The following is a 4,312-nucleotide window of genomic DNA, read 5'->3' as shown; positions in this document are numbered from 1 at the left end:
CGAAGCCCCCGGCCGGTGACACCGAGGACTTCTCGGACATCGAGGCGATCCTCAAGAAACACGGGATCTGATGAACTCCCCGCCCGAGAGTGTGTGTTGAGGGCAACGGGACCGCCGGCTGCGCCATCATCTGCCGAAGATGAACGACGAACCAGCCCCGATCAACGACATCACCGAGCTCGCGGACCTCACGGACCTCGCGGACCTCTCCGAGGAGCAGCGAGGCTGCCTCTTCGCACTGTCCCAGCCGCCGCTGATGTTCTTCCTCACCTTCATAGCCACCCTCATCCTCCTCACCGCGATACACGACCTGTACCGCTGGTGAGCTTCCGCCGGCGACCGGCCGGCGACCACGACGACGGCGCCGCCGCCGCGGTGGATCCGCGGCGGCGGCGCCGTGCCATGCCGTATGCGAGATGTGACGCGCGGCCTCCCCGAGTGGGCCGGGCGCGTCCCGGATCAGCTCCGGCCCGGGCTCAGCTCTCGGCCAGGATGTGCGAGAGCTCCTGATCCAGGTCGAAGTGCCGGTGCTCGGTGCCTGGCGGAACGGCGGCGTCCGTCCGCTTCAGGAACGACTCCAGCGCCCGGGCCGGCGCCTCCAGCAGGGCCTCGCCCTCCGGCGAGCTCAGGGCGATGCAGACGACGCCCTGACCGTGACTGCGGGACGGCCAGACTCGGACGTCTCCGGTGCCGGTCGGCCGGTGCAGGCCCTCGGCCAGCAGATCCCTGGCGAAGACCCACTCGACGGTTTCTTCGGCTCCGGTGTGGAAGGTGGCGTGCACGGCATAAGGGTCGGCCGTGTCGTACCGCAGGCCTGCGGGTACAGGCAGTGAGGATTCGCTCGACACAACGAGGCGCAGGTGCAGCTCGCAGCTGACCGTGGTGTTCATAAGCGCCAAGGCCTTTCGCTCAGTGTGCGCTCGGGGATTCGCACGTCGGCGAAATCGACATGCCACCTACGGTGCCGTTGTAAACCCCTCTGACCGTTTTGAGGCTCTTCGGATACCTCGGACGGCTCAGTGCTCTCACCGCGTCTACCGCCGATCCGGTGAGTTCCGGCGATTTCCGGCAAGTCCGCTACGTTGGACGGTATGAACGCGGAGAGTGACGAGCAGCGGACCGGCGCCACGGGCCGGACCGGCACCGGGGACACGCCCGGCGAGACCGCCGGAAGCACGGCCGGCGACACGGCGGGGCTGGGCTCGCGGGCCCCCCGCTTCATCAGGCGTTCCCGCGCCCTGCATCTGAGCTGGCAGGCCGGCGTCTTCGTCGTCGGCCTCGCCGTCGTCGTCGCGGGCGTCATCATGCTGCCCCTGCCCGGCCCCGGCTGGCTCGTGATCTTCGCCGGCATGGCCATCTGGGCCACCGAGTTCGTCTGGGCCCAGCTCGTCCTGCGCTGGACCAAGCGCAAGGTCACCGAGGCGGCACAGCGCGCCCTCGACCCCAGGGTCCGCCGCCGCAATATCATCCTCACCACGGCCGGACTCGCGATCATCGGCGCGCTCGTCGGCCTCTACCTCGCCACCTACGGCCCCCGCCCGCCCTGGAGCCTCGCCGGCTGACCCCGCCGCCCCTGCCCGGGGCGGTTCGGAACACGCCCTGACATGCGGTAATGTTTTCCCTGCGCCCGGGCGATTAGCTCAGCGGGAGAGCGCTTCGTTCACACCGAAGAGGTCACTGGTTCGATCCCAGTATCGCCCACCACGGACCGAGGGTCCGCAAGGTTCACCCCTTGCGGACCCTCGGTCTTTCCGTGTGCGCTGACCCCATGGCCCTGCACCGCTACCGCTTCCGCAGCACCTGGGTGCTCCCCGCCCCGCCCGACACCGTCTACGCCCTCCTCGCGGCCGCCGACGACTACCCCGACTGGTGGCCCCAGATCCGCGCCACCGAACGCACCGGCCCCACCAGCGGCAATCTCCGCCTGCGCTCCTTCCTCCCGTACGACCTCCGCCTCACCCTCCGCGAGACCCGCGCCGACCCGCACCGCCGCGTCCTGGAATGCGCCGTGGAAGGCGATCTCGAGGGCTGGGCCCGCTGGACCGTCGAACCCCGCGGACCGCACGGCAGCACCGCCCGGTTCCGGCAGGAGGTCGAGGCCCGCAAACCCCTCCTGAGGCGCTGGGCCGTACCGGCCAGACCCCTCTTCGTCGCCGCACACACCTGGGCCATGCGCGGCGGACGCCGCGGACTGCGCTCCCGCCTGGAGCACCGGCGACGGGAGATTTGAAGGAACGCCGCCACCACCTGTATTGTTCAGTGCGTTCCCGGGGGAGACCCCAGGAGGATCCCGGGCGATTAGCTCAGCGGGAGAGCGCTTCGTTCACACCGAAGAGGTCACTGGTTCGATCCCAGTATCGCCCACACGCCGACGAGGCCGGTCCGTCAACAGACGGACCGGCCTCGTGCGTTGTACGCCCCCTGGCGCTCACGCGACAGCGGGCAGCTCCGGGCGCAACGGCCACGCCGGATCACACTGCTCCTCCGAGCCGTTCCGCGCGAACCACGCCTGCAACCCCCGCGCCTGCGCCGCGTGCCACACCGCCTGCCGCGCGTGCAACTCCGCCGGACTCAGCCGCTCCAGCCGCGACGCGAACCGCCGCCCCACCTCACGCACCACCTCCAGCGCCGCCAGCGCGTCCGCCGCCGCGTCGTGCGCACCCGTCAGCTCCACCCCGTAGTGCGCGCACAGATCCGACAGCGTCCGCCGCCCCTTGCGATACCGGTCCAGATGCCGGTCCAGCACCCACGGATCCAGCACGCACAACGGCGACGGCCCCAGATACGCCGCCAGCGACGACGCCCGGTGCCGCCGCAACTCCCGGTCCAGCAACGTCAGATCGAACGGCGCGTTCATCACCACCAGCGGAATCCCCCGCGCCGCATACCCCGCCAGCGCCCGCGCCACTTCTTCCATCACCGGCGCCGGCCACCGGCCGTGCAACTGCAGATAGCCGTCCGTCAGCCCGTGCACCGCCGTCGCCCCCTCGGGCACCGGCACCCCCGGATTCACCAGCCAACGCGTCACCATCGGCGGACCCCCCGCCTGCGACTGCGCCACCATGGCCGCCGACACGATCCGGTCCCGCTCCACGTCGACCCCGGTCGTCTCCGTGTCAAAGGCGGCGAGCGGACCCTCGAACCAGCACGGCATGTCACAACTCCTCGCACTCGCCGGGCGATTGGCGTGTTTACCCCTCCCCGACAGGGTGAATACCCGGCCACCCCACCGCCCGAACCGCCCCCGTTTGCCAGGGAGTTCGTATGGAGACAACACAGATGTACGGACCAGCACCCGGCCAGCCCCCGAAGGTTTCGGACATGGTGCTCGCGCAGCCCGACCCGGCCCCCCTCGCGAGCGGCCCGCACCCCCGGCCCACCCCCGCGCGGCGCGGCGCCCTCGCCACCACCGCCTGCATGGAGACCCTCCAGATCGGCTACCTCCACGCGGTCGCCGCGGCAGCCGGCTGCACCCTCGCCCAGCCCTTCCCCGACCACGGCATCGACTGGCACGTCAGCCACAGCGCCCCCGGGCACACCACCGACGACGAGGTCACCATCAAGGTCCAGCTCAAGTGCACCCACCAGCTGGGCCCCCGCCCACCCGGCCCCACCTTCCCCTTCACCCTCGACAACGACCACCTCACCAAACTCGCCCGCACCCCCGCCTCCGTACACAAGATCCTCGTCGTGATGATCGCCCCCAGGACCCAGGACGACTGGCTCCGCGCCCACCACGACCACCTGGAACTGCGCCACTGCTGCTACTGGACCAACCTCGCCGGACACCCCGTCACCGGCAGACGCAGGACCACCGTCCGCATCCCCACCGCACGCGTCTTCGACGACCGCGCCCTCTGCGAGATCATGACGCGGGTCGGATCCGGAGGGAGACCCTGATGCACCGGCCCCCCGACCACCCGGACCCCCGGGACCCCCGCGACGGACACCAGCACCGGGACCCCCTGCCCACCCGCCCCGCCCCCGGCCCTCTCCCGGACCCCGCCGTCCTCGCCGCCCTCCTCGCCCGCCACGGCTGGCACCGCCGCGGCGGCACCCCCGGCAGGTACAGCCGCTGGACCCCGCCCCATGGCTCCGGCACCAGCCTCCTCCTCCCCGCCGACCCCTCCTTCCCCGACAGCACCGACCTCCTCACCGAAGCCCTCACCGCCCTCCACCACACCCCCCACCCCTCCGCCCAGGCCGTCCTCATCGCCCTCCGCACCCCCAGCGACGAGATCCACTGGCAACGCCACATCCCCGACCCCCGCGCCCCCGCCGCCGCCTGGCACGCCCAGGAACGACTCCGCAC

Annotated in this window: 6 protein-coding genes, 2 tRNA genes and 1 pseudogene; 7 read left to right on the top strand and 2 right to left on the bottom strand. The window is 71.4% G+C overall.

Translation table 11 applies throughout. The annotated features are described in order from the left end of the window. Window positions 1-139 precede the first annotated feature (139 nt). Window positions 140-325: a hypothetical protein gene (locus tag AB0K09_RS30335; RefSeq protein ID WP_366068613.1), complete on the top strand. Its 186-nt coding sequence runs from the start codon at window positions 140-142 to the stop codon at window positions 323-325. A gap of 151 nt (window positions 326-476) precedes the next feature. On the opposite strand, the gene AB0K09_RS30330 is transcribed toward AB0K09_RS30335, so the two are convergent. Further along, a complete protein-coding gene (locus tag AB0K09_RS30330) occupies window positions 477-890 on the bottom strand; it encodes an SsgA family sporulation/cell division regulator (protein WP_004002642.1) in 414 nt (137 codons plus the stop codon). A gap of 201 nt (window positions 891-1,091) precedes the next feature. Here AB0K09_RS30330 and AB0K09_RS30325 point away from each other — a divergent pair, with 201 nt between their 5' ends. The 4 genes from AB0K09_RS30325 to AB0K09_RS30310 all read left to right on the top strand — a co-directional run bounded on the left by AB0K09_RS30325 (window position 1,092) and on the right by AB0K09_RS30310 (window position 2,364). Beyond that, a complete protein-coding gene (locus AB0K09_RS30325; protein ID WP_366068612.1) occupies window positions 1,092-1,562 on the top strand; it encodes a TIGR02611 family protein in 471 nt (156 codons plus the stop codon). A 67-nt stretch (window positions 1,563-1,629) separates the two neighbouring features. Further along, window positions 1,630-1,704, top strand: a tRNA-Val gene (locus tag AB0K09_RS30320). Between the two features lie 64 nt (window positions 1,705-1,768). After that, a complete protein-coding gene (locus AB0K09_RS30315) occupies window positions 1,769-2,230 on the top strand; it encodes an SRPBCC family protein (RefSeq protein WP_366068615.1) in 462 nt (153 codons plus the stop codon). A gap of 62 nt (window positions 2,231-2,292) precedes the next feature. Beyond that, window positions 2,293-2,364 (top strand) — tRNA-Val (locus tag AB0K09_RS30310). A gap of 64 nt (window positions 2,365-2,428) precedes the next feature. Here the strand turns inward: AB0K09_RS30310 and AB0K09_RS30305 are convergent. Next, window positions 2,429-3,154 carry a 3'-5' exonuclease gene (locus AB0K09_RS30305; protein WP_366068611.1) on the bottom strand — a complete coding sequence of 242 codons (726 nt, stop codon included), beginning with the start codon at window positions 3,152-3,154 and terminating at the stop codon, window positions 2,429-2,431. Window positions 3,155-3,321: 167 nt separating this feature from the next. Between AB0K09_RS30305 and AB0K09_RS30300 the strand changes: the two genes are divergently transcribed. Together AB0K09_RS30300 and AB0K09_RS30295 are read left to right on the top strand one after the other, a co-directional pair. After that, on the top strand, window positions 3,322-3,900 hold the full coding sequence (locus AB0K09_RS30300; protein ID WP_366068614.1) for a DUF4365 domain-containing protein: 579 nt from the start codon (window positions 3,322-3,324) through the stop codon (window positions 3,898-3,900). Beyond that, window positions 3,900-4,312: pseudogene (locus tag AB0K09_RS30295) on the top strand (hypothetical protein); the annotation flags it as partial. The gene AB0K09_RS30300 and the pseudogene AB0K09_RS30295, both read left to right, overlap by 1 nt.

The sequence above is a fragment of the Streptomyces sp. NPDC049577 genome (assembly GCF_040675635.1).
Lineage (GTDB): Bacteria > Actinomycetota > Actinomycetes > Streptomycetales > Streptomycetaceae > Streptomyces.
This window is presented reverse-complemented; position numbering and strand designations above follow the sequence as displayed.

What these genes read in the sequence shown, in the direction of transcription:
- AB0K09_RS30300 (WP_366068614.1), top strand. Translation starts at nt 3,322, where the DNA reads ATGGTGCTCGCGCAGCCCGACCCGGCCCCCCTCGCGAGCGGCCCGCAC.
- AB0K09_RS30325 (WP_366068612.1), top strand. Translation starts at nt 1,092, where the DNA reads ATGAACGCGGAGAGTGACGAGCAGCGGACCGGCGCCACGGGCCGGACC.
- AB0K09_RS30330 (WP_004002642.1), bottom strand. Translation starts at nt 890, where the DNA reads ATGAACACCACGGTCAGCTGCGAGCTGCACCTGCGCCTCGTTGTGTCG.
- AB0K09_RS30305 (WP_366068611.1), bottom strand. Translation starts at nt 3,154, where the DNA reads ATGCCGTGCTGGTTCGAGGGTCCGCTCGCCGCCTTTGACACGGAGACG.
- AB0K09_RS30335 (WP_366068613.1), top strand. Translation starts at nt 140, where the DNA reads ATGAACGACGAACCAGCCCCGATCAACGACATCACCGAGCTCGCGGAC.
- AB0K09_RS30315 (WP_366068615.1), top strand. Translation starts at nt 1,769, where the DNA reads ATGGCCCTGCACCGCTACCGCTTCCGCAGCACCTGGGTGCTCCCCGCC.